This window comes from Streptomyces sp. NPDC047049, from assembly GCF_040643995.1.
GTDB lineage: Bacteria > Actinomycetota > Actinomycetes > Streptomycetales > Streptomycetaceae > Streptomyces > Streptomyces mooreae.
Genome location: NZ_JBEYVM010000009.1, coordinates 266939 through 288614 on the forward strand (window position 1 = coordinate 266939; position 21676 = coordinate 288614).

Below are 21676 nucleotides of genomic sequence, written 5' to 3' on the forward strand. Positions count from 1 at the left end.
GCACGGAGCTGATCCGGGTCCCGGGCCCCGCCCGGTCATGTGTCAGCGCGCGCCGTACACCGGCCGTGGCTCCCCGGCCGCGGCCAGCAGTTCGCGCGCGGCCGCGCCCGCCTCGGCCGGTGTCCAGCGGCTCTTTCCGTCCACGGTGGGGCCGGGGCGCCAGCCCTCCATCACGGTGATCCGGCCCGCCTCGGCCTCGAAGACCCGGCCGGTGACCCCGGCGCTCTCGGCGGAGGACAGCCAGACCACCAGCGGCGAGACATTCTCCGGGGCCATCGCGTCGAACTCCCCCGCGGCGGGCGCCGCCATCGTCGCGGCGAAGGTCTGCTCGGTCATACGGGTGCGGGCCGCCGGTGCGAGGGCGTTGACCCGCACGCCGTAGGGGGCGAGTTCGGCGGCGGCGACGAGGGTGAGGCCGAGGATGCCGGCCTTGGCGGCGGAGTAGTTGCCTTGGCCGACACTGCCGAACAGCCCGGCGCCCGAACTGGTGTTGACGATCCGGGCGTCGGGGGTGCGGCCGGCCTTGGCCTCGGCCCGCCAGTGCGCCGCGGCATGCCGCAGGGGCAGGAAGTGGCCCTTGAGGTGGACCCGGATGACCGCGTCCCAGTCGTCCTCACCGAGGTTGACCAGCATCCGGTCGCGCAGGAATCCGGCGTTGTTGACGAGGGCGTCGAGGCGGCCGAAGGCCTCCAGGGCGGTGGTGACGAGCGAGGCGGCGCCGTCGGTGGTGGTGATGTCGCCGGTGTGGGCGACGGCTTGGCCGCCGCGGGCCCGGATCTCGTCGGCGACCCGCTGGGCCGGTCCGGCCGAGGCGCCCGCCCCGTCGGGGGCCACCCCGAGGTCGTTCACCACGACCCGGGCGCCTTCGGCGGCGAGGGCCAGCGCGTGGGCCCGGCCGAGTCCACGGCCCGCCCCGGTGACGGCGGCCACGCGTCCCGTGCAGATTCCGGTGCCGGTCATGTCCGTACTCCTTTTCCGGTCATGTCAGTTGCCCTTCATGGCGTCGGGCGCGGTGGGGTGGTCGACGGTGGTGGCGGCGTCGGGCGTCGCGGAGTGATTGACCGTGGCGGCGTCGAGGAAGGCGGGGCGTTCTCCGCCGCCGTGGACGAGCAGGCTCGCCCCGGTCAGGTAGGCGGCCCGGTCGGAGGCGAGGAACACGCAGGCGTCGCCGATCTCGGCGGGTTCGGCGAGCCGGCCGAGCGGGACGGTGGCACCGACGGCCGCGATGCCCGCCTCGTCGCCGTAGTGCAGGGCGGCGAGTTCGGTGCGCACCATGCCGAGGACGAGGGTGTTGACCCGTACGTCGGGGGCCCATTCGACGGCCATGGAGCGGGCGAGGTGGTCCAGGCCCGCCTTGGCCGCGCCGTAGGCGGCGGTGCCGGGCGAGGGGCGGGTGCCGCTGACGCTGCCGATCATGAGGACCGAACCGCCGGCCGGCCCGCCCCGCAGCGCCTCGTAGGCGGCGAGCGAGGCGGTCAGCGGCGCGAGGAGGTTGAGCGCGACGACCCGGGCGTGCCGCTCGGCCGCCCCCTCCCCCAGCAGCCGGTACGGCGTGCCTCCGGCGTTGTTGACCAGGCAGTCCAACCGGCCGTAGTCGTCCGCGAGCCGGGCGAAGAAGGCGTGGACGGCGGCCTGGTCGCGCAGGTCCAGGGGGCAAAAGCGCGCGGTGCGGCCGGCCGCGGCGACGGGGGCGTCCGGTGGCCGGCGCGCGCAGATGACGACCTCCGCACCGGCCCGCAGGAAGGCGCGGGCGATGCCCGCCCCGACGCCGCGGGTGCCGCCGGTCACGACGGCCAGCCGCCCGGACAGATCGAGAGCCAGGCTCACGGAGCACCCCTCCCGCAGCGCACCATCCGCTGCTAACTTCGCTACCTAACAAACGCTTGGTGGAAAGGTAGCTGATCTGCTCATGGGTGTCTCCACCTCCAAGCCTGATCAGGGCGTCGCCGTCGTCACCGTGGACTTCCCGCCGGTCAACGCCCTTCCCGTACAGGGCTGGTACGACCTCGCCGAGGCCGTGCGCGCGGCCGGCCGCGACCCCGGCGTGCGCTGCGTCGTCCTCACCGCGCACGGCCGCGGCTTCAACGCGGGGGTCGACATCAAGGAGATGCAACGGGACACCGCGTCCGGCGGGCACGGTGCCCTGCTCGGCGCCAACCGCGGCTGTGCCGAGGCGTTTTCGGCGGTCTACGCCTGCGAAGTGCCCGTCGTCGCCGCGGTGCACGGCTTCTGCCTGGGCGGTGGCATCGGCCTCGTCGGGAACGCGGACGCAATCGTGGCCAGCGACGACGCCACCTTCGGCCTCCCGGAGCTGGACCGCGGCGCGCTCGGCGCGGCCACCCATCTGGCCCGGCTGGTACCACAGCACCTGATGCGCGCGCTCTACTACACCTCCCGCACCGTCACCGCCGCCGAACTGCAGGCGCACGGCTCCGTCTGGCAGGTCGTCCCCCGTGCGCAACTGCCGGGCGCCGCACGGGACCTGGCCCGGGAGATCGCCCGGAAGGACGGCTTTCTGCTCCGTCTGGCCAAGGCCGCCCTCAACGGCATCGACCCCATCGACGTGGGGCGCAGCTACCGCTTCGAGCAGGGCTTCACCTTCGAGGCAAACCTCAGCGGTGTCGCCGACCGCGTCCGCGCCACCTTCGGCGCACCGGGCACCACCCCGACGAAGGAAGGCCGACCGTGACCGACAAGACCATGACGGCCGAGGACGTCGTCTCCCGGCTGCGCAGCGGGATGACCCTCGGCATCGGCGGCTGGGGTTCGCGCCGCAAGCCGATGGCGCTGGTGCGGGCGCTGCTGCGCTCCGGCATCACCGATCTGACCGTGATCTCCTACGGCGGTCCCGATGTCGGCCTGCTCGCCGCCGCGGGCAGGATCCGCACCCTGGTCGCCGCGTTCGCGACCCTCGACTCGATCCCCCTCGAACCGCACTTCCGCGCGGCCCGCCAGCGCGGTGCGTTCGAGTTGCGGGAGATCGACGAGGCGATGTTCATGTGGGGCCTGCAGGCCGCCGCCAACCGGCTGCCGTTCCTGCCCGTGCGCTCCGGCCTCGGCTCGGACGTGATGCGCGTCAACCCCGGCCTGAAGACCGTCACCTCGCCCTATGAGGACGGCGAGACGTTCGTCGCGGTGCCGGCCCTGCGCATGGACGCGGCGCTGGTCCATCTCAACCGTGCCGACCGGCTCGGAAACGGCCAGTACCTGGGCCCCGACCCGTACTTCGACGATCTGTTCTGCGAGGCCGCGGACAGTGCGTATGTCTCCTGCGAACGGCTGGTGGACGACTTCGCCACCGCCGCCCCGCAGACCCTCCTGGTCAGCCGCCATGCGGTCACCGGAGTCGTCGAGGCCCCGAACGGCGCGCACTTCACCTCCTGCGTCCCCGACTACGGACGTGACGAGCCCTTCCAGAAGCTGTACGCCACCACGCCCTGGGCCGAGTTCGCCGAGCGGTTCCTGTCCGGGGACGAGAAGGCGTACCGGTCCGCGGTCGAATCCTGGCACGAGGAGCAGCAGTGAGCGCTACCCCCACGACGACGACCCGCGCCGAGTACTGCGTCATTGCCTGCGCCGAGGCCTGGCGCGGCAACGGCGAGGTGCTGGCCGCCCCGATGGGCCTGATCCCGTCGATCGGCGCCCGGCTCGCGCGGCGCACCTTCTCCCCCGGTCTGCTCCTCACCGACGGCGAGGCCATGATCGTCGGCCCGGACGGCTCGGCCGAGGGCTGGCTGCCCTACCGTCGGCACCTCACCATGGTCACCGGCGGCCGGCGTCATGTGATGATGGGCGCGAGCCAGCTCGACCGCTTCGGCAACCAGAACATCTCCTGCATCGGCGCGTGGGAGCAGCCCGCCCGCCAGCTCCTCGGGGTCCGCGGCGCGCCGGTCAACACCCTCAACAATCCGGTCAGTTACTGGGTGCCGAAGCACTCGAAGCGGGTCTTCGTCGAGAAGGTCGACATGATCTGCGGGGTCGGATACGACAGCGCGGCCGCCGCCGGGCCGTCCGCGACCCGCTACCACCGTATTCCGCGCATCGTCTCCGACCTCGGGGTCTTCGACTTCGAGACCGCGGACCGCGCGATGCGGCTGGCCGGTGTGCATCCCGGCGTGACGGTCGAGGAGGTCGAGGAAGCCACCGGGTTCCCGCTCGTGCTGCCCGACGAGGTGCCCTGCACCCGGGAGCCCACCGCCACCGAACTCCAGCTGATCCGTACCGTCCTCGACCCGGAGGGGCGGCGCGAGCGCGAGGTGCCGGCGGCATGACGGGTGCCCGGATCGAGACGCCGCTGACCCGGCTCGTCGGAGTGCGCCACCCCGTCGTGCAGACCGGCATGGGGTGGGTGGCGGGGCCCCGGCTGGTCTCGGCCGCGGCGGAGGCGGGCGCCCTGGGGATTCTCGCCTCGGCCACCATGACCGTCGGGCAGCTGCGCGCGGCGGTCCGTGAGGTGGCGGCCCGTACGGACGCGCCCTTCGGGGTCAACCTCCGCGCGGACGCGGCGGACGCGGACGAGCGGGTGCGCCTGATCGTGGCGGAGGGCGTCCGGGTCGCCTCGTTCGCGCTGGCGCCCTCCCGTGAGCTGATCGCCCGGCTGAAGGACGCGGGGGTCGTCGTCATCCCGTCCGTGGGTGCCCGCCGGCATGCCGAGAAGGTCGCCGCCTGGGGCGCGGACGCGGTCATCGTCCAGGGCGGGGAGGGCGGCGGCCACACCGGGAAGGTCGCCACGAGCGTGCTGCTTCCGCAGGTCGTGGACGCGGTCGGTGTCCCGGTGATCGCCGCGGGCGGCTTCTTCGACGGCCGGGGCCTGGTCGCGGCGCTCGCCTACGGCGCGGCCGGTATCGCCATGGGCACCCGCTTCCTGCTGACGTCGGACAGCACCGTGCCGCGGGCCGTGCAGGACCGCTATCTGGCGGCGGGCGTCTCGGACGTCACCGTCACCACGAAGGTGGACGGTCTGCCGCACCGGATGCTGCGCAGTGAGCTGGTCGAGGCGCTGGAGCGGTCCGGGCGCGCCACCGCGCTGTGCGGAGCCGTCCGGCGGGCCGCGTCGTTCCGGAAGCTGTCCGGCCTGAGCTGGGCGCGGATGGTCCGTGACGGCCTGGCGATGAAGCACGGCCGGGACCTCTCCTGGAGCCAGGTCCTGCTGGCCGCGAACACCCCGATGCTGCTGAAGGCGTCGATGGTCGAGGGCCGTACCGATCTCGGGGTGATGGCGTCCGGTCAGGTCGCCGGCGTGATCGAGGATCTGCCGTCCTGCGCGGAGCTCGTCGACCGGATCATGGCCGAGGCGGGCGCGGTGCTGGGCGCGCTGCCGCGCTGAGCGGAACGCCGTGGCCCGGCCGGGGACGGTGGTGTTCCCCGGGGCCGGGCCACGGCGGTGCGCGGCAGGTCCGCCGTCCGTACGGCGGGCGGTACAGGAGCCGCCGGACCGGGCGTCAGAGGCGTTCGATGATGGTGACGTTGGCCTGGCCGCCGCCCTCGCACATGGTCTGCAGGCCGAACCGGCCGCCGGTGCGCTCCAGTTCGTGCAGCAGGGTCGTCATCAGCCGGACCCCGGTCGCGCCGAGCGGATGGCCCAGCGCGATGGCGCCGCCGTTGACATTGACCCGCTCCGGGTCGGCGCCGGTCTCCTTCAGCCAGGCCAGTACCACGGGCGCGAACGCCTCGTTGATCTCGACCAGGTCGATGTCGCCGAGGGACATCCCGGTCTTCCGCAGCGCATACGCGGTCGCCGGGATCGGCGCGGACAGCATCCTTATCGGGTCCTCACCGCGTACCGACAGGTGGTGGATGCGGGCGCGCGGGGTGAGGCCGTGCTCGGCCACCGCCCGTTCGGAGGCGAGCAGCAGGGCGGCCGCGCCGTCGGAGACCTGCGAGGAGACCGCCGCGGTCAGCCGGCCGCCCTCGACGACCGGGGCCAGTGCGGCCATCTTCTCCGGCGAGGTGTGGCGGCGCGGTCCTTCGTCGGCGGTGAGGTCCCCGTAGGGGACGATCTCCCGGTCGAAGCGGCCCTCGTCGATGGCGCGGACGGCCCGGCGGTGGGAGCGGAGCGCGAACTCCTCCATGTCCGCACGGGAGATTCCCCACTCGTCGGCGATGAGTTCGGCGCCGTGGAACTGGTTGACGGGTGCCTCGCCGTAGCGGGCCCGCCAGCCCTCCGAGCCGGCGAACGGGCCGTCGGTCAGACCCAGCGGTGCGGCGGCCTGCCGGCTGGCGAAGGCGATCGGGATCTGCGACATGTTCTGCACACCGCCCGCGACCACCAGGTCCTGGGTGCCGGAGAGCACGCCTTGCGCCGCGAAGTGCACGGCCTGCTGCGAGGAGCCGCACTGGCGGTCCACGGTGACCCCGGGCACCTCCTCGGGCAGTCCGGCGGCCAGCCAGCACGTCCGGGCGATGTCCCCGGCCTGGGGGCCCACGGTGTCCAGGCAGCCGAAGACGACGTCCTCGACGGCGGCCGGGTCCGCGCCACTGCGCGCCATCAGCGCCGTCAGGACGTGGGCGCCCAGGTCGGCGGGGTGGACGGCCGACAGACCGCCGCCCTTCTTGCCCACCGGGGTACGGACCGCGTCGACGATATAGGCCTCGGGCATGGGGTCTCCTCGATTCGGATTCTGCGGCGGTGGGGGCCGGATCCGCAAGGTGGTGCCGGCCGCCGCCGACGGGTACCGGCGGGCGGCCCGCCCGCGAGGGCACGGCGCCCGGCCCGCCGCGCCTCACGCATGCTGGGAGCTGACCGACACCGTTTCCCCGGTCATGTACGAGGCGTAGTCGCCGGCCAGGAAGACGATGACATTGGCGACCTCCCAGGGTTCGGCCCAGCGGCCGAACGCCTCCCGCTCGGTGAGCTCCGCCAGCAGCTCGGGCGTGGTCACCTTCGCCAGGTGCGGGTGCATCGCGAGGCTGGGCGAGACCGCGTTGACCCGTACGCCGTACTCGGCGGCCTCCATGGCGGCGCACCGGGTCAGCGCCATCACCCCGGCCTTGGCCGCGGCGTAGTGGGCCTGGCCGCGCTGGGCACGCCAGCCGACGACCGAGGCATTGTTGACGATCACGCCGCCGCGGCCGGCGGCCTTCATCCGGCGCAGGGCGGCCCGGGTGCAGCGGAAGGTGCCGTTCAGGGTCACGTCGAGGACCGTGCCCCACTGGGTGTCGGTCATCTCGACGAGGTCGGCGGTGCCGCCGAGCCCCGCGTTGTTGACCACGATGTCGAGGCGGCCATGGCGCTCCTCGGCCGTGTCCAGCAGGGCGCCCACCTGGCCCTCGTCGGTGACGTCGCAGGGCAGTGCCGCCACCTGGCCGGAGCCGAACTCCTCGGCCAGCGCCTCGGCGGTGGCCCGCAGCCGACGCGCATGGGCGTCACCGAGGACCACCCGGGCGCCTTCCTCCAGGAATCTGCGGGCGGTGGCCCCGCCGATGCCGGCTCCGGCGGCCGCGGTGATGACGGCGGTCCGGCCGTCGAGCAGATGGTGGCCGGGCACATAGGGCGGCGGTGTCATCCGTGAGCCTCCTCTTCCCGCAGCCTGCTGCGGACTCCGGGGCCCGGGGCTCCCGACGCTGACGGGGCCTCGACGCCGCTCTGCCGGTACGTTAATCTACCAAACACTTGTTAGGGAAGTGCTTGTTTCAGGGCTTGCCAGGGAAGGAGGGCGGATGCCCGCTGCCCGCCACGACGCACCCCCGAGCGGCGTTCCGCGGGGGTCTCATGGGGCCGTCGCCTGGGAGGCGGGGGCCTGATGGACCTCGACCTCACCACCGCGGACGAGGCGTTCCGGACCGAGGCCCGCGCCTGGCTCACCGCGCAGGTGCCCGCCGTTCCCCTGCCGTCCCTGGAGACCGCGGAGGGGTTCGCCGCCCACCGGGAGTGGGAGCACCGGCTCGCCGCGGACCGCTGGTCGGTGGTCTCCTGGCCCGAGGAGTACGGCGGCCGGGGCGCTTCGCTCCTGCAGTGGCTGCTCTTCGAGGAGGAGTACTACGCCGCGGGCGCCCCCGGGCGGGTCGGCCAGAACGGCATCAGCCTCCTCGCGCCCACCCTCTTCGAGCACGGCACCGACGAGCAACGCGCCCGCCTCCTTGGCCCCATGGCACGCGGCGAGGTCATCTGGGCACAGGCCTGGTCGGAGCCGGAGTCGGGCTCGGATCTGGCGTCGCTGCGCTCGACCGCCGTCCGGACCGACGGCGGCTGGCTGCTGAACGGGCAGAAGACCTGGTCGTCCCGGGCCGCCTTCGCCGACCGCGCCTTCGGGCTGTTCCGCAGCGACCCGGACGCCGCCCGCCCGCACCAGGGGCTCAGCTACCTGATGTTCCCGCTGGACGCGCCGGGCGTGACGGTGTGCCCGCTCGGCCGACTGGACGGCAAGCCGGCCTTCGCCGAACTCTTCCTCGATGAGGTCTTCGTGCCGGACGCGGACGTCATCGGCGAGCCGGGCCGGGGATGGCAGGTCGCCATGAGCACCGCCGGCAACGAACGCGGCCTGACGCTCCGCAGTCCGGGCCGCTTCACCGCGGCCGCCGGACGGCTGGCCACGCTGTGGCGCGAGGCCCCCGGGGCGGCGGGCCCGGCGCTCGGCGAGCGGGTCGCCGACGCGCTGATCGGCGCCAGGGCGTATCAGCTGTTCACCTACGCCCACGCCTCCCGGCTCGCCGCCGGCGGGTCGATCGGCGCCGAGTCGAGCCTGAACAAGGTCTTCTGGTCCGAGCTCGACATCGCCCTGCACGAGACCGCCCTGGATCTGCTCGGTCCCTCCGGCATGCTCGCCGATGACGCCGACGAGGCGCCCGCGCACGGGAGCTGGGCCGAGGGGTACACCTTCTCCCTGGCCGGGCCGATCTATGCCGGCACCAACGAGATCCAGCGCGACATCATCGCCGAGCGGCTGCTCGGTCTGCCGAAGGGACGCCGCTGATGCGCTTCCTCGCGACCGCCGAGCAGCGGGAGTTCGCCCGTACGCTGGACGCCCTGCTGGGGACGAGTGGCACTCCGGCCGTGGCGCGGGCCTGGGCGGCCGGCGAGCACAAGCCGGGCCGTGAGCTGTGGGCGCGGATCGCGGCGGCGGGGGTGTTCGCGCTGGCCGTGGCGGAGCGGCACGGCGGGCTGGGACCGCTTCCGGTCGAACTGGCACTGTCCTTCGTGGAGTTGGGACGGCACGCCGTGCCGGGGCCGCTGGCGGAGACGGTGGCGGCGGCCGCGTTCCTGGAACGTCTCGGCGAGAGCGCCGCGGCATCGGACCTGCTGCCGCGGATCGCCGCGGGCGATGCCGTCGTGAGCCTGTGCGCCCGGGGCCCGTACGCCGTGGACGCGGATGCCGCCGATACCGTCCTCGTCATCGAGGGCGACACGGTGCGCCGTACGGACACCCACGGACCCGTGCAGGCCTCCCTCGATCCCGCCCGGCGGCCGGCCCGCCCGCTCGGCGGCGGCGTGCTGGCGACGGGCCCCGCGGTGGCCGCGGCCGCCGCACACGCCGTCGATGTCGCACGGCTCGTCACCGCCGCGCAGTCCCTCGGCGTCGGCCGGGCCCTGCTGGCGCAAACGGTGTCCTACGCCAAGCAGCGCACCCAGTTCCACCGGCCCATCGGCTCGTTCCAGGCGGTCAAACACCGGCTGGCCGACACCCTGATCGGGCTGGAGTTCGCGCAGCCGCTGGTGTACGCGGCGGCCCTGGCGGTGGCGGCGGGTGTCCCGTCGGCCGGCCGGGAGGTGGCGGCGGCGAAGGTCGCGGCGGGGGAGGCCGGCTACGCCGCGGCGCGTACGGCACTCCAGGTGCACGGCGCGGTCGGTTACACCGCGGAACTGGACCTCTCACTGTGGATCCGCAAGGCCCGCCCGCTGCGGGACGCGTGGGGAACCCCGGCCGAGTGCCGTGCGCACGTCCTGGCCGCCTCCTGACGCGGCGGAGCGGGGCCGCCGGCCGCCGCGGCGAAGGGCTTCGCCGTCCTGCCCTCGCCGGTCTGCCGCAGGCCCTACGGGAGCCTGCGGTCCCGCTCGTCCAGGTCGGCCAGCATGGCGTCGGCCAGATCCCGCTCGGCGGTGTAGTACCGCTCCGACCACTTCAGCACGAGTGAGGGATAGGAGCAGGCCTCTTCGGCGCGGGTCTCCGCGCCGTCCGCCTCGGCGCGCCGGCGCATCGTCTCCGCGTACTCCCGGTGACGGCCCAGCACTTCACGCATCCGGTCGCCCTCCAGCAGGTGGCCGAGCCACAGCCGCAGCATCACCCCGTGCTTGAGGACGGGAGGTTCCACCGGCGCCTCACGCACCCAGTGGCGGACCGCCGCCATCCCCTCGTCGGTGATCACATAGACCCGCTTGTCGCGGTTGCCGGTCTCCTGGGCGACCATCCGGGAGCTGGCGTAACCGGCCTTCTCCAGGCGCTTCAGCTCGCCGTAGATCTGGCTGAAGGACGGGCTCCAGTAGAAGAAGTGCAGCGACCGGTCCGACCGTTTCTTCAGGTCGTAGCCGGACAGTTCCTCACCGAAGGAGAGCAGGCCCAGCACCGCCCAACCGGTGGCCGGCAGTGCAGGTCGCTCCGCATCGCCGCCGCTCACGGCGCCCGCCTTCTTCTCCGTCACGTCCCGCAGTCTACGGTCCGCGTCCACGCCTGCCCGCCCGGGACAACGTCAACTCCCCTCCTCCGCACGCGCTTTCCGGGACAAGTGTTCCGGGTTCGGTCAGGCGAGGGCGAGGAAGACGCGGGCCGGGTGCAGCCGGCGAAGAACACGATGTCACCGGTCCGGGCCGGCCCGCCTCGTCGTACGCGAACAGCACGCGCTCGATCCGCTCCTACAGCCGCACGGGGCCGCCCGCACGCACCTCACCCCGGCCGCCGGCCGGGGTGAGGTGGCGGCGGAGCCGGTGACGACGCCGACCAGACGCACCGCCTCGCCCACGGTCGTCATCTGCGCGTCCGGCAGGAGCGTGGCCGGCGTGTGGGTCGTGGGGCGGTCAGTTCACCGCCGGGGCTGCGTCTGCCTGGCGCAGGAGCTCCGCCAGCTTCCGCTGCTGGGCCTGGAGCATGGGCAGGAGTTCCGTGCGCTGCTCTGGAGTGAGCTCGGGGAGCCGCCGGCCCATGAGCCGGCAGGTGCGGAGCCAGTCGAGGAGTGCGGGGTCAGCGGTCCATCGCTTGAACCGCTCCTGGATGTCACTGAAGAACCGCATCCAGTCCAGGGCGGAATTGGGGTGCTGCGCGGGTGCGCACAGCGCGTTCTTGGTGTCGTCGTCGGCGTAACTCGCCTCGACGTGGGCGGTGAGTGCGGCGCTGAACACTTGCTGGCAGGGAACGACCGCCTGCAACGTGATGCGCGCCTGGTCGAACACCGGCACCGTCGGCCGGCGCTCCAGACCGTCGGCGGTGCAGTCGATGTAGAGGGTTCCGGCCTGCGCGGGAAGGGTGGCCTGGTCGAGTTCGATCGCCCGCTCATCGATGCGCCGGACCCTGCCGGCGCGGACGATGTCGTCGATACGGCGCAGCTGCGCGAGTTCGGCGCGGGCGACGGTGGCGCAGCGGTAGGCGGTCGGCTCGACGTCGGGCGACAGCCGCAGCAGCAGGCCGCTGTCCTCCAGCCGTGTGAACAGCTCGTGCACGGTGCGCGCGTCGGCCACGGCCTTGAGGCGGGCCGCGTCCGCTTCGCCGCCGAGATTCCCGGGCTGCCAGTGGCCGCGGTCGAGCAGCCAGGAATCGCGGGGCATGATCCAGGTGATGTCGGACGGATCCGTGCCGCGGCTGAGCAGCCACAGGCACGCGTCGATGCCTGTCTTTCCCGCACCGACGACGGTGTAGTGGGACGGCTGGTCCTGGAGGGCGGGCAGCTGGTTGGGGGTGATCAGGCGGACGCCGGGAGCGACGTCGTACGCGGGCGGCACCATGGCGGGCACCGTGACGTTCATGTAGGTGGCGTCCACGGTCCGCCGTTTGACGGTCACCTCGAAGCCGGCCCCGCTGACGACGGAGTGGAAGCGGTGCACGTCGGGACGGTCTGGATCCGGGCCGTCGTAGAACGACTTGGGGAAGTAGGAGACCCGGCCGGTCGGCAGGAACGTCTTGCGCATCACCTGGTCGAAGTAGGCCAGGATCTCGCTGGCGGAAGCCAGCTCGTGCATTCCGGCGTTCCAGCCGTCCTGGTCTATCGCGCCGCTGCCCAGCTCACGGGAGTTGACACCGTAGAAGGCCGACGGCTGGTGCAGGCGTACGAAGGGGTAGGCAACCGTCCAGTGCCCGCCGGGCTGGTCATAGCGGTCGACGATGGCCACCGTCGCGTCGGTTTCGGCGAGGAGGGTGTCGGCGAAGGCCATGCCCATGGCCCCGGCCCCGACGATCAGGTAGTCGACCTCAAGTGCTGTCGGATTCAACGGACGTCTTCCTTTCCGTGGTGGTGGTTGCTTTCCGAAGGCGGGGAGGCGGCCGCACTCAGCGCGGCCCGCAGCTCTCCCACGAATGCCTGCGGCACTTCCAGGGAGGGGAAGTGCCCACCCTTGTCCAGCTCGTTCCAGTAGCGCAGATCGCCGAAGCGTGCCTGGACCCAGGAACGAGGCCGCCGGAAGGGTTCCTTGGGGAACACCGAGACCGCCGAGGGCACGGTCACCAGAGCGGTGAGATCCGTGGTCGCCAGGCTCTCCCAGTACAGCCGGGCCGCCGACGCGCCACAGGCGCCGAACCAGTAGAGCGAAACGTTGTCGAGCAGCCGCTGCCGGGACACCGCGTTCTCCGGGTGCCCGTCGCAGTCCGTCCAGCCGTGGAACTTCTCCACGATCCAGGCCAGTTGCCCGGCGGGCGAGTCGACCAGCCCGTAGCCGAGGGTCTGGGGGCGGGTGGACTGCTGCCTCATGTAGCCCGATTCACCCTCGGCCCGCTCCAGCGATTCCCTCAGCACGGCGCGCTCGGCATCGCTGAGATCGCCCACAGCCTGGCCGGGCGGCTGCTGGGCGAGCGGCATCGTGGTGTGCATCGCCTCGACACGGTGGGGATGGCCGACCGCGAGCGCCGTGGTGACGAAGGCGCCCCAGTCCCCGCCCTGGGCGAGGAAGCGCTCGTACCCGAGCCGGGACATCAATTCCGCCCACGCGTCGGCGATGCGCTCGACGCCCCAGCCCGTCCCGGCGGGCTTGTCGGAGAAGGCGAAGCCCGGCAGCGAGGGTGCGACGACGTGAAAGGCGGGCAGGCCGGCCGGCGGGTCGACCAGTTCGTCGAGGATGTCGAGGAACTCCACCACCGATCCCGGCCACCCGTGCGTGATCAACAGCGGGCGGGCGTCCGGCCGGGCCGAGCGCACATGCAGGAAGTGGATACCCAGCCCGTCGATCGTGGTACGCCACTGGCCACGGCCGTTCAGCTCGGCCTCCAGCCGGCGCCAGTCGTAGTCCTCACTCCAGTACCGGCACAGCTCTGCCACATACGAGCGCGGGATGCCCTGCGACCAGTCGGTCACGGTCTCCGCCTCGGGCAGCCGAATACGGCCCAACCGTACGCGCAGGTCTTCGAGTTGCTCTTCGGGCAGATGGAGCACGAAGGGCACGACGGCGGCGGGCCCGGCGTCCGCGTCGGTGTCGCTGTCAGCCATGTTGTTCTCCTCTGAGGTGAGGCAGGCGAGGGGTGGAACACCGCAGCACGGCCACGGCGTGGAGGTTCTTTCGTTCGCGCGATGCCCAGTGGTCCGGCTCAGCGCACAAGCCCGCGGCGCGCAGGCATGACAGCAGGGGCCGTGACCGCATGCGGTGGCTCACACCGCTGCGCTCACGACCACGCGCAGCTTCCGGCCCGGCGCAGGCGAGACGCCGGAGACCGCGAAGAGCAGCTCGGGATGGGTGGAAACGCTCAGGAACCAGCGGGGTTCACGCCGGCAACCTGCTCTTCCTCGGCGGTCGTGAGGGCGGCCACCGGCATGTCCGTCAGGCCGGGACGAACGCGCAGACCGTCCAGGACGATTGTCAGGTAGCGCCGCCACACCGCGGTCGAGGCCGGCTGGGTGTGCTGGATCGCGCAGCTCACCATGTAGAAGATCAGGGGCAGGTCGGTCGTCGCCAAGTCCGGACGCAGCAGGCCGGCGTCCTGGGCACGACGCATGACCGCGTCCGATGCAGGCACGAACTTGCGGCGCGCCCGCGCCACCAGGGGACGGCCCCCGACCTCGGAGAACACCACTTCTCGCAGCCCGCGATCGGCCGCCATCTCGTCCAACGCCATGGTCAGCAGGCTGACGAACCCCTCCCACGGGTCGTCATGTGCCAGCGCTTGCTCGGCGAACGCCACCAAGGCATCGACACGCTCTTCGAACAGCTCGTTGATCAGTGCTTGCTTGTTGCCGAAAAGCCGGTAGGAAGTCGCCACTCCGACACCGGCATGGCGAGCGATGTCGTCGAGGTTCACCGCGAGCCCCCGTTCGGCAAACACCTCCCGGGCGGCCCGGAGCGTGCGCTGCCGGTTGGCTTCGGCATCGCGTCTCAGGCGCCGTGGGCCAGGGGACGCCGATGAATCCGTTCCGTCCATGGACTCAATGTAGCACTATCTGGAGTTGGCAACTCCAGATAGCTCGCCACTGTTCCACCTCGCTGGGGATCAGTGCACGCCACGGCAGTGCGGATCGGTACAGGCTCACCGCTCGAAGGAAGGGTTGCCCGCGGCCGCCGGCCGCGCGGTGCGGACCGCGAGCCGCTGGCCAATAGTGGAAAAGTGAGCCGGCTACAGGGAGCTTCCCCGCGGTCCGGGCCGCGGCCGTCGGACGGCGGGCCCGCCGGGATGGTGCGGCGCAGACTGCGCTACCTGCTGGCGCACGGACGACACGACCTGCGCGCACACCGCTCCGTGGTCGGCAACGCGCTCCGGGTGACGGTGGCTTCAAGTGTGGCCTTCTACGTCTGCCGCTACGCCCTCGGGCTGACCGTGATGTCCGTCTACGCCATGTTCACCGTGGTGTCGCTGGGCGTGCTCGCCCGGATCCCGGGGTCCGGACGCCAGCGCGCCACGACCGTGCTCATGGCGATCCCCGCCGGGCTGGCGCTCGTCACCCTGGGCACGCTGCTCGCCGTACAGACCTGGGCCGCCGTCCTCGGCATGCTCGTCATCGGATTCCTGGTGGCGTACGCGGGCACCACCGGACCACGGATCGCCGGGGCCGCCCCCGGGATGCAACTGCTCTACATCCTGCCGTGTTTCCCGCCCTACGCCCCGGACGCGCTCGGCCAGCGGCTGTCCGGCTTCGTGCTGGGCGCGGTCCTGCTCGCGCTGGCCCAGCGTTTCCTGGTGCCCGAACCGGACACCCCGGCGTTCCGCCGGCTGCTGGCCGACGCCGCGGACGCCGCCGCGCGGCTGGCCGACCATCACGGCGGCACGCTCCCCGTACAGACGCTCACCCGGGCACACGAAACCGGGGACGCGCTGCGCCCGTCCCGGGTGCCGCCGGCCGATCTGCCCGCCTCCCCCACCCTCGCCCACAAGGCCATGGCACACGCCACCGAGGCGGTGCGCACCCTGCTGGCCCGGCTGGAGGCCCTGCACGCCTCGGTCGGGCCGCGGTACGTCTACCACACGGAGACCGTGGTGCTGCTGGAGAGCATCGGCGACGCCGCGCGCGAGGCGGCGAAGGCACTGCGGCGGGGCGAGCGGCTGCGGCCCGGCGAGGGGCCGTCCGCCGCCGTCCTGCAGAGCGAGCTGGCGCCCGTACGGGCCCACCGGGCCGTGGACACCCTGGAGCGGCTGAGCGGCGACGACCGGCTGGTCTACCTGCGCCGCCGGTCCCAGGTGGTGCAGGCCGCCGACAGCGCCGTCGTCCTCGCGCTGGCCACCCGGCTGCTGCTGGGCGACCGGTCCGTCGGACTGAGCCCCGCGGGGCACGGCTTCTCCTACGCGCGGGCGCGCTTGCACGAGCTGTGGTGGCAACGGCTGACCACCCACCTCACCCCCCGCTCGGTGATCTTCCAGAACGCCTGCCGGTTCGCGCTCGGCCTGGCCGCCGCGCGGGCCGTCGCCGGGCTCCTCGACCTGCAGCACGGCTTCTGGGTGCTGCTGGCCACGCTCACCCTCACCCGTACCACCAGCCTGGAGACCTGGTCCGCGGTCCGCCAGGCACTGGCCGGCACGCTGGTCGGCGCGGTGCTGGCCGGGGGGCTGCTGGCGCTGGTCCACGACCGGGACATGGTGTACGCGGTCGTGCTGCCGGTGGTGATGCTGGTGGCGTTCATCGCGGGGCCGCTGCGCGGGCTGGCCTGGGCGCAGGGCGGGTTCACGCTGGTCGTGGCCACACTGTTCGCGCAGGTCTCCCCCGTCACCTGGCAGCTGGCCCCGGTCCGGCTGGTGGACGTGCTGGTCGGCAGCCTCATCGGGCTGGCCTGCGGGCTGGTGGCCTGGCCGCGGGGCGCCGGCCGCGAGGTGCGCCGCAGCATGGCGGGACTGTGCTCGGCCATCGCCGACGCCATCGGGTACACCACCGCACGGGTCGTCGACCACTCCGGCAGCGCGGACTGCCTGGAGATCAACCGGGCCCTCGTCCTCGCCCAGGAGAGCCTGGCCCAGTACCACTGCGAACTGCGGGACGAGAGCGTCGGACCGCCGGACTGGCCGCTGGTGCTCGTCGCCGGGGCGGACGCGCGGCGCGGCGAACGCCTGCTGCCCGGCCGGCCGGGGCGGATCGCCTCTCGGGAGGTCCGCGCCTGGCTGCGCCGCGCGGCCGACCGGACGGCAGCCGACTACCGGTCCCTCGCCCGGCATCTGCGGGCGGACGGTCATCTGCGCGCGGACGGTGAGGTGCCTTTGGTGGCCGCCCGGCCGCTCGACATCCGCGCGCTGCTGGCGGTGGCCCCGGCCGTCCCGCGCCACTGCCCGGACCGGGAGACCCGTGCGCTCTCGGCCGCGCTGCTCCTCGATTCGGTGATCTGGCTCGATGCGCTCACCGCCGATCTGGACCGGATCCGCCAGGAGATGTGACGCCGCGCCGTCGGCCGCCCGGCTCACCGCGCCCCGAGCGGCTGCCACTCCAGGAGCAGGATCGTGGCGTCGTCGTGCAGCCCGCCGTGCCGGCTCTCCAGAATGACGTGGATCAGCTGACGGAGCGCTTCCGGGGCGAGCTCGCCGACCGCGGTGGCCCGGATGATGGAGTCGGTGAACCCCGCCAGGCCGACGCGGCCGCCACCGGCCGTGCGGGCCTCGGTCACCCCGTCGGTGTACAGCAGCACCCGGTCCCCGGGCTCCAGGGCCTCCCGGTGGACCGTGCGCGGGGCGTCGGCGAGCGTGGCGGGCATGCCCATCGGAGGTTCGCTCGGGCGCTCCAGCGCCTTGTGGACCTGCTGGTCGCGGATCAGCAGGGGCGGCGGATGGCCGCAGTTGCACCAGGTCAGCACCCCGCTGGTGAGGTCCAGCCGGGCGGCGATGCCGGTGCAGTACTGCTCGGGCAGCCACTCGGCGAGCACCGCGTCCACGGTCTTGACGAGTTCCGGCAGCGCGGCGCCCATCCGGCGCGCGCTGCGGCAGCCGGCCATCGCGATCGACGTGGTCAGCCCCGAGGCGAGGTTGTGCCCCATCGCGTCGAGGATCACCGCATGCAGCGTCGACTCGGTCAGCGCATGGTCGAAGGCGTCTCCGCCCAGCCCGTAGGCCGGTTCCAGGACGCCGGTGGAAACGGCCCGTTCGCTGCCGACGGTCCGCGGGGGCAGCAGGGAGCGCACCAGTTCGGCGGGCAGCGTCATGGTGTCCGTACGGGTCTTGCGCACCACGTGGTCGCTGATGCCGCGCTGGGAGGTGATCGCCATGGACAGGACCGCCACCAGGGTGCGGCAGCGGCGCAGCACGGCGCTGTCCAGCGCGTCGACATGCACCCCCACCACGCCCAGCCGGTCCGCACCGTTGACCAGCGGCAGCCAGGCGATGAGGGAGCCCGCGGGGCTCTCCTCGACGCGCAGCGCCAGCGTGCGGTAGGCCCAGCCGGCCAGCGACCCGTCCACCAGGAGCGGTTCCCCGCCGGCGAGGGGCGTCAGCTGCCGCTGCTGGAGGTCCACGAGGTGGACGGCCACCCGGCGCAGACCGATCCGGGCGGCGTAGCGGTCGACCAGGGCGAGGAAGCGTGAGGGCGGCGCGGTGTGGACGGCGGTCAGGAACTCCTGCAGCAGCTGCTCACCGTCACCGGCCGGAACACCTTCCACGGCCATCCGCGCGTCCCTCCGAGCACCGTGCATCGCCCTGAACACTGCGAGCCAAGTGTGTTCCGGGCCCCTGCGCCAGCCGGAAGCGCCATACGGCCCAACGGCCGCGCCCGCGCGGCAAGCGCCGCCGGACGCGGGGCCCGGCTCCGTTCCGCCCGGGTGCGGATGGGGTGGCGGGAGCTGATCCTGAAGCAGTGGAGCCATGTGCGTGGTGTGGCGTCACCGCTTGCGGGCACCCGCCGGGCAGGAGCACGCAGCAACAGCACAAGGAACCCGACAAGGCAGCATGTCGCGGTACCGCCGTGGCAGCGGAACGGACACGCATGAGCAATGGATTCATGGGTCCGGAGGGCTACGGCCCGGACTCGTTCGGTGACTTCCTCGCCCGCTTCTTCGGTGCCGCGCAGTCCGCGAGCGGTGAGCCGGGGCAGCCCGCGCCCCGGCAGGCGGACATCGCGCGCATGATGAGCGGCCCCGCCCGGGACCTGGTGACCTCCGCCGCCGCCTACGCCGCCGAGCACGGCAGTCCGGAACTCGGCACCGAGCACCTGCTGCGGGCCGCCCTCGCCGCCGAACCGACCCGCACCCTGCTGCGGCAGGCGGGGACGGACCCCGACGCGCTGGCGGCCGAGATCGACAGCAGCGCCGGTTCGGGGCCGAAGCAGTCCAGCGTGGCCGTGACCCCCGCGGTCAAGCGGGCCCTGCTGGGCGCGCACGACCTGGCGCGGGACAACGGCGCCTCGTACATCGGCCCGGAGCATGTCCTGGACGCGCTGGCGGCCAACATGGACTCGGCGGCGGGGCGCATTCTGAACCTCGCCCACTTCGATCCGCAGGCCGCGCCGCAGAGCGGCCACGGAGTCCCGCACGTGGCCCCCGAGCACGGCACCCCGCCGAAGCACGACACCCCGACCCTGGACAAGTTCAGCCGCGATCTGACCGACCTGGCCCGGGCGGGCCGGATCGACCCGGTCATCGGCCGCGAGGAGCAGATCGAGCAGACCATCGAGGTGCTGTCGCGCCGGGGGAAGAACAACCCGGTGCTGGTCGGCGACGCGGGAGTGGGCAAGACGGCGATCGTCGAGGGCCTGGCCCAGCGCCTTGCCGACGGCGACGTCCCCGAGAACCTGTCGGGCCGGCGCGTCGTCGCCCTGGACCTGACGTCCGTGCTCGCCGGCACCCGCTACCGCGGTGACTTCGAGGAGCGGATGAACGCCATCATCGAAGAGGTCCGCGCGCACCCCGACTCGCTGATCGTCTTCATCGACGAACTGCACACGGTCGTCGGCGCCGGCGGCGGCAGCGGGGACGGCGGCTCCCTGGAGGCGAGCAATATGCTCAAGCCGGCCCTGGCCCGCGGCGAGATGCATGTCATCGGCGCCACCACACTGGAGGAGTACCGGCGCAACATCGAGAAGGACGCCGCGCTCGCCCGCCGCTTCCAGCCCATCCTCGTGCCCGAGCCGGATGTCGCCGACACGGTGGAGATCCTGCGCGGGCTGCAGGACCGCTACGAGGCGCATCACCAGGTCCGCTACACGAACGAGGCGCTGCTCGCCGCGGTCGAACTCTCGGACCGCTACATCGCCCACCGCTTCCTGCCCGACAAGGCGATCGACCTGCTCGACCAGGCGGGCGCACGGGTCCGGCTCCGCTCGGGAGCCAAGGCCACCGACGTCCGCGATCTGGAACGCGAGCGGGAGCAGGTGGTGCGGGACAAGGACCAGGCGGTCGCCGCCGAGCAGTACGAGCGGGCCACCGAGCTGCGGGACCGGGCCGCCGCCCTCACCGCGCGGATCGAGGCCGGCCGGGGCGAGCCGCCGACCGACCGCCGGATCGTGCAGGTCACCGCCGAGGACATCGCCGAGATCGTGTCGCGGCAGACCGGTGTGCCGGTGAGCAGTCTGACCCAGGAGGAGAAGGAGCTGCTGCTCGGCCTGGAGGAACGGCTGCACACCCGGGTGATCGGCCAGGACGACGCGGTCACGGCCGTCTCCGAGGCGATCCTGCGGTCCCGGGCCGGGCTCGCCGACCCCGACCGCCCGATCGGCAGCTTCCTCTTCCTCGGCCCGACGGGTGTGGGCAAGACCGAGCTGGCCCGTGCGCTCGCCGAGGCGCTGTTCGGCAGCGAGGAGCGGATGGTGCGCCTGGACATGAGCGAGTATCAGGAGCGGCACACGGTCAGCCGGCTGGTCGGTGCTCCCCCGGGGTACGTCGGCCACGAGGACGCGGGCCAGCTGACCGAGGCGGTGCGCCACCACCCGTATGCGCTGCTGCTGCTCGACGAGGTCGAAAAGGCGCACCCCGATGTCTTCAACATCCTGCTGCAGGTCCTCGACGACGGGCATCTGACCGACTCCCAGGGCCGCCGGGTCGACTTCAAGAACACCGTCATCGTGATGACGAGCAACCTCGGTTCCGAGGCGCTGAGCGGCGGCCGCGGGGTGCTCGGTTTCGGCCCGGACGTCACGGGGGCGGAGGCGGGCGACGGCGCGCGGGAGCGGGCGCTGGGTTCCCTGCGTGAACACTTCCGCCCGGAATTCCTCAACCGGCTCGACGAGATCATCGTCTTCCGGCGGCTCACCGACGACCAGCTGCGGCAGATCACCGGCCTGTTGCTCGACGGGACCACCCGCAGGCTGCGCGCCCAGGACATCTCCATCGAGTTCACCCCCGGTGCCGTGGACTGGCTCACGCACCGCGGCCACCAGCCCGAATACGGGGCGCGGCCGCTGCGGCGCACCATCCAGCGCGAGGTCGACAACACGCTCTCGCGGCTGCTGCTGGACGGCGCGCTGTCGGAGGGCGGCGCGGTGCGGGTGGAGGTGAAGGACAGCGAGCTGGCATTCCGCACCGAGGAGAAGCAGGAGGGGGGTCCGGATGGCGCCGCTGGGCCCGCGTGACACCTCCCAGGGGCGCCATGAGTCGCCCGAGGAGCGGGCCGACCGGCGGTGGAACGAACTTCTGCAGGAAGTCCGGGTCATCCAGACCGGTGTGCAGATCCTCTTCGCGTTCCTGCTCACCGTCGCCTTCACCCCGCGCTTCGCCACACTGGAGCCGACGGACAAAATCATCTACGTGGTGACGGTCCTGCTGGGGGCGGCCACGACCGGCGCACTGATCGGTACGGTGACCTTTCACCGGCTGGTCACCGGGCACCGGCTGAAGCCGGAAACGGTCCTGTGGGCCTCCCGCCTGGCCGTGCTGGGCATCGTTCTCCTGCTGGCGACGGTCGCCTCCGCGCTGCTGCTGATCCTGCGCATCGCGCTGCACAACTCCGCCGTCCCCTGGGTCGTCACCGGGCTGGTCGCCTGGTTCGTGATCTGCTGGTTCGTGCTGCCCGCCTGGGTCCTGCGCCACTATGCGTCCCAGGACTGAACCGGTATCGGTCCGCGGGCCGGACAGGGCGCACGTCCGCCCGCCGGCCTGCGCCGGAGGAGAGCGGGCCCGCACACCGACGGCCCCGCACGTCAACGGCCGCCAAGGGCGCGGGCCGAGACCGGTTCAGTCCTGGGACGCATAGTGGCGCAGGACCCAGGCGGGCAG

The 21676-nt window shown here is 72.9% G+C and carries 18 protein-coding genes; 9 read left to right on the forward strand and 9 right to left on the reverse strand.

Going from position 1 to position 21676, the window contains the following annotated elements:
• Window positions 1-42: 42 nt before the first annotated feature.
• Window positions 43-960, reverse strand: coding sequence for an SDR family oxidoreductase (locus ABZ851_RS21915; protein ID WP_361130122.1), 918 nt, complete (start codon window positions 958-960; stop codon window positions 43-45).
• A gap of 24 nt (window positions 961-984) precedes the next feature.
• On the reverse strand, window positions 985-1827 hold the full coding sequence (locus ABZ851_RS21920) for an SDR family oxidoreductase (RefSeq protein ID WP_361130125.1): 843 nt from the start codon (window positions 1825-1827) through the stop codon (window positions 985-987).
• Between the two features lie 82 nt (window positions 1828-1909).
• Here ABZ851_RS21920 and ABZ851_RS21925 point away from each other — a divergent pair, with 82 nt between their 5' ends.
• Genes ABZ851_RS21925 through ABZ851_RS21940 form a run of 4 tightly spaced genes read left to right on the forward strand, consistent with a single transcriptional unit; the run spans window position 1910 to window position 5326 of the window.
• Entirely contained in the window at window positions 1910-2689 is a 780-nt protein-coding gene (locus ABZ851_RS21925) for an enoyl-CoA hydratase family protein (RefSeq protein ID WP_361130128.1), read from the forward strand.
• On the forward strand, window positions 2686-3525 hold the full coding sequence (locus tag ABZ851_RS21930; protein ID WP_361130131.1) for a CoA-transferase: 840 nt from the start codon (window positions 2686-2688) through the stop codon (window positions 3523-3525). Before ABZ851_RS21925 ends, ABZ851_RS21930 begins: the two co-directional genes overlap by 4 nt.
• Window positions 3522-4271: a CoA-transferase gene (locus ABZ851_RS21935; RefSeq protein ID WP_361130134.1), complete on the forward strand. Its 750-nt coding sequence runs from the start codon at window positions 3522-3524 to the stop codon at window positions 4269-4271. Before ABZ851_RS21930 ends, ABZ851_RS21935 begins: the two co-directional genes overlap by 4 nt.
• An 11-nt stretch (window positions 4272-4282) precedes the next feature.
• On the forward strand, window positions 4283-5326 hold the full coding sequence (locus tag ABZ851_RS21940) for a nitronate monooxygenase (RefSeq protein WP_361130201.1): 1044 nt from the start codon (window positions 4283-4285) through the stop codon (window positions 5324-5326).
• A 115-nt stretch (window positions 5327-5441) separates the two neighbouring features.
• Here ABZ851_RS21940 and ABZ851_RS21945 read toward each other — a convergent pair whose 3' ends face one another.
• Window positions 5442-6599, reverse strand: a complete 1158-nt coding sequence (locus ABZ851_RS21945) for an acetyl-CoA C-acetyltransferase (protein ID WP_361130137.1) — start codon at window positions 6597-6599, stop codon at window positions 5442-5444.
• Between the two features lie 123 nt (window positions 6600-6722).
• The gene (locus ABZ851_RS21950; protein WP_361130140.1) at window positions 6723-7505 is read right to left on the reverse strand and encodes an SDR family oxidoreductase; all 783 of its coding nucleotides are present in this window, start codon (window positions 7503-7505) and stop codon (window positions 6723-6725) included.
• 237 nt (window positions 7506-7742) lie between these two features.
• On the opposite strand from ABZ851_RS21950, the gene ABZ851_RS21955 reads away from it, so the two are divergent.
• Together ABZ851_RS21955 and ABZ851_RS21960 are read left to right on the forward strand one after the other, a co-directional pair.
• Entirely contained in the window at window positions 7743-8912 is a 1170-nt protein-coding gene (locus tag ABZ851_RS21955) for an acyl-CoA dehydrogenase family protein (protein WP_361130143.1), read from the forward strand.
• A complete protein-coding gene (locus tag ABZ851_RS21960; protein ID WP_361130145.1) occupies window positions 8912-9895 on the forward strand; it encodes an acyl-CoA dehydrogenase family protein in 984 nt (327 codons plus the stop codon). The genes ABZ851_RS21955 and ABZ851_RS21960 overlap by 1 nt, the downstream gene beginning before the upstream one ends.
• 74 nt (window positions 9896-9969) lie before the next feature.
• Here ABZ851_RS21960 and ABZ851_RS21965 read toward each other — a convergent pair whose 3' ends face one another.
• The 4 genes from ABZ851_RS21965 to ABZ851_RS21980 form a co-directional block, all read right to left on the reverse strand.
• Entirely contained in the window at window positions 9970-10575 is a 606-nt protein-coding gene (locus tag ABZ851_RS21965) for a PadR family transcriptional regulator (protein ID WP_361130148.1), read from the reverse strand.
• Between the two features lie 373 nt (window positions 10576-10948).
• On the reverse strand, window positions 10949-12352 hold the full coding sequence (locus tag ABZ851_RS21970; protein WP_361130151.1) for an FAD/NAD(P)-binding protein: 1404 nt from the start codon (window positions 12350-12352) through the stop codon (window positions 10949-10951).
• Window positions 12349-13560 (reverse strand): epoxide hydrolase family protein, encoded by a 1212-nt coding sequence (locus ABZ851_RS21975; RefSeq protein ID WP_361130154.1) that lies wholly within the window; start codon window positions 13558-13560, stop codon window positions 12349-12351. The genes ABZ851_RS21970 and ABZ851_RS21975 overlap by 4 nt, the downstream gene beginning before the upstream one ends.
• Before the next feature lie 254 nt (window positions 13561-13814).
• Window positions 13815-14486 carry a helix-turn-helix domain-containing protein gene (locus ABZ851_RS21980; protein WP_361130157.1) on the reverse strand — a complete coding sequence of 224 codons (672 nt, stop codon included), beginning with the start codon at window positions 14484-14486 and terminating at the stop codon, window positions 13815-13817.
• Window positions 14487-14669: 183 nt separating this feature from the next.
• Between ABZ851_RS21980 and ABZ851_RS21985 the strand changes: the two genes are divergently transcribed.
• A complete protein-coding gene (locus ABZ851_RS21985; RefSeq protein WP_361130160.1) occupies window positions 14670-16919 on the forward strand; it encodes an FUSC family protein in 2250 nt (749 codons plus the stop codon).
• A gap of 23 nt (window positions 16920-16942) precedes the next feature.
• On the opposite strand, the gene ABZ851_RS21990 is transcribed toward ABZ851_RS21985, so the two are convergent.
• A complete protein-coding gene (locus ABZ851_RS21990; RefSeq protein ID WP_361130163.1) occupies window positions 16943-18136 on the reverse strand; it encodes a PP2C family protein-serine/threonine phosphatase in 1194 nt (397 codons plus the stop codon).
• Window positions 18137-18453: 317 nt separating this feature from the next.
• Here ABZ851_RS21990 and ABZ851_RS21995 point away from each other — a divergent pair, with 317 nt between their 5' ends.
• Both ABZ851_RS21995 and ABZ851_RS22000 read left to right on the forward strand, forming a co-directional pair.
• Complete coding sequence (locus tag ABZ851_RS21995) at window positions 18454-21033, forward strand: ATP-dependent Clp protease ATP-binding subunit (protein ID WP_361130166.1); 2580 nt, start codon at window positions 18454-18456, stop codon at window positions 21031-21033.
• The gene (locus tag ABZ851_RS22000) at window positions 21011-21508 is read left to right on the forward strand and encodes a DUF6328 family protein (protein ID WP_361130169.1); all 498 of its coding nucleotides are present in this window, start codon (window positions 21011-21013) and stop codon (window positions 21506-21508) included. The genes ABZ851_RS21995 and ABZ851_RS22000 overlap by 23 nt, the downstream gene beginning before the upstream one ends.
• The last annotated feature ends 168 nt before the right edge of the window (window positions 21509-21676 follow it).